This is a genomic window from Neisseria sp. P0021.S005 (genome assembly GCF_051956955.1).
In genome coordinates this window covers 1-1,736 of sequence record NZ_JBQCWY010000645.1, presented here as the reverse complement: position 1 = coordinate 1,736, position 1,736 = coordinate 1, and the positions used below count along the sequence as shown (strand labels likewise).

The following is a 1,736-nucleotide window of genomic DNA, read 5'->3' as shown; positions in this document are numbered from 1 at the left end:
CATGGTTTTGGCGCAAATCGCCGTAGTTGGTGTCGCCGACGATGGGGTGGAAAATGTGTTTCATATGGCGGCGGAGTTGGTGTTTGCGGCCGGTGTGCGGCGTGAGTTCGGCCCACGAATAACGCGAGGTCGGGTAACGCAGGGCGGATTGGAACGGCAACTCGGTTTGTGCCAGACAGCGGTAGGCAGTTTGCGCTTCCTGCAATGTGGCTTCGGTCTGCGCTTCAGCGATTTTGTCGGGCATATATTTGAGGGCGTAATCAATCAGGCCGTCTGAAGGCAGATGACCGCGAACAATCGCCCAATAAGTTTTTTCGATGGTTTTGTTTTCAAACTGCTGCGTCAATAACCGTGCGGCTTCCGTATCGAGGGCAAACAGCAAGACGCCGGAAGTCGGACGGTCGAGGCGGTGGACGGGATAGACGTGCTGTCCGATTTGGTCGCGCAGGGTCTGCACGGCAAAACGGGTTTCGTGTTTGTCTAACCAGCTTCGGTGCACCAGCATTCCGGCAGGTTTGTTGACGGCGATGGTGCGGCTGTCGCGGTGGATAATATCTAGCATGGCGGAGCAGTGAAAATAAAAGCAGATATTGTAACGGGCTTTTGAAAATGTAGCAGGCACACTTGCCGCCGAAACCCAACTTTCAGACGGCTCGCCCCTTTCGGGTTACAATACCGCACATAAAAACACGAAGGAAAAGCCGTGAGCCTGCTCAAAAAACTGCCCAAACCCATGCTGCCCGACGAAACCCGCCGCGATATTCAGGCGCGTGAGTCGTATCATGTATTGAAGATTATTTCCGAATTTGTCGAAGCCGGCGAAGAATTGCGCGCCATTCAACCAGCCGTCAGCATTTACGGCAGCGCGCGCACGCCTGAAAACCATCCCGACTACGAGTTCACATTGCGCTTGGCCCGCAAACTGTCGGATGCCGGATTTTCCGTCATTTCCGGCGGCGGGCCGGGCATTATGGAAGCGGCCAACAAAGGCGCGTTTGCAGGCGCAAGTCCGGCGGTGGGGCTGAATATCGTGTTGCCGCACGAGCAAAAAGCCAATCCCTATCAGGATTTGTCGATTAAATTCCAACACTTTTTCCCGCGCAAAGTCATGTTCGTCAAACACGCTGTGGCGTATGTCGTCATGCCCGGCGGTTTCGGCACGCTGGACGAATTGTTTGAAAGCCTGACTTTGGTGCAAACCGGCAAAACGCCCGACCGCCCGATTATCTTAGTGGGCAAAGCATTTTGGGCGGGACTGTTGGACTGGATACGCGAGCAGTTGCTGGGCAGAAACCTGATTTTGGAAGAGGATTTGAACTTGATTCGAGTCATCGACGACGAAGACGAAATCATCGAAGAAATCTTCGCCCATTACGAAAACCGCCTGGAAGACTTGTCCGAACACCAAAATGCTTGGTCACTGGGGCTGTAAAAAACTAAGGTTTCAACTGACAAAGGGCGGTTATCCCACCTACCCTTTGCTTCATTAATAAAGGCCGTCTGAAAATGTTTTCAGACGGCCTTTTATCTTCTTTCAAAGCGTTAATTGTTTTCCCACTCGACATGCTCACTCAAGAAGCCGCCGCTTTGGTGCGCCCAAAGTTTGGCGTACAGGCCTTGTTTCTCGAGCAACTCGGTGTGGCTGCCTTCTTCGATGATGCGGCCTTTGTCCAAGACGATGAGGCGGTCCATCGCGGCGATGGTGGAGAGGCGGTGGGCGATGGCAATCACGGTTT

At 53.5% G+C, this 1,736-nt stretch carries 2 protein-coding genes and 1 pseudogene; 1 reads left to right on the top strand and 2 read right to left on the bottom strand.

Annotation, left to right across the window (positions count from 1 at the left end):
• On the bottom strand, positions 1-562 hold a 562-nt coding region (locus ACTHUE_RS17850), incomplete at its 3' end, for a pseudouridine synthase (protein ID WP_440424089.1).
• Between the two features lie 141 nt (positions 563-703).
• Between ACTHUE_RS17850 and ACTHUE_RS17845 the strand changes: the two genes are divergently transcribed.
• The gene (locus ACTHUE_RS17845; RefSeq protein WP_003686578.1) at positions 704-1,432 is read left to right on the top strand and encodes a TIGR00730 family Rossman fold protein; all 729 of its coding nucleotides are present in this window, start codon (positions 704-706) and stop codon (positions 1,430-1,432) included.
• A gap of 110 nt (positions 1,433-1,542) precedes the next feature.
• On the opposite strand, the pseudogene ACTHUE_RS17840 reads toward ACTHUE_RS17845, so the two are convergent.
• A pseudogene (locus ACTHUE_RS17840) lies at positions 1,543-1,736 on the bottom strand (multidrug ABC transporter ATP-binding protein); the annotation flags it as partial.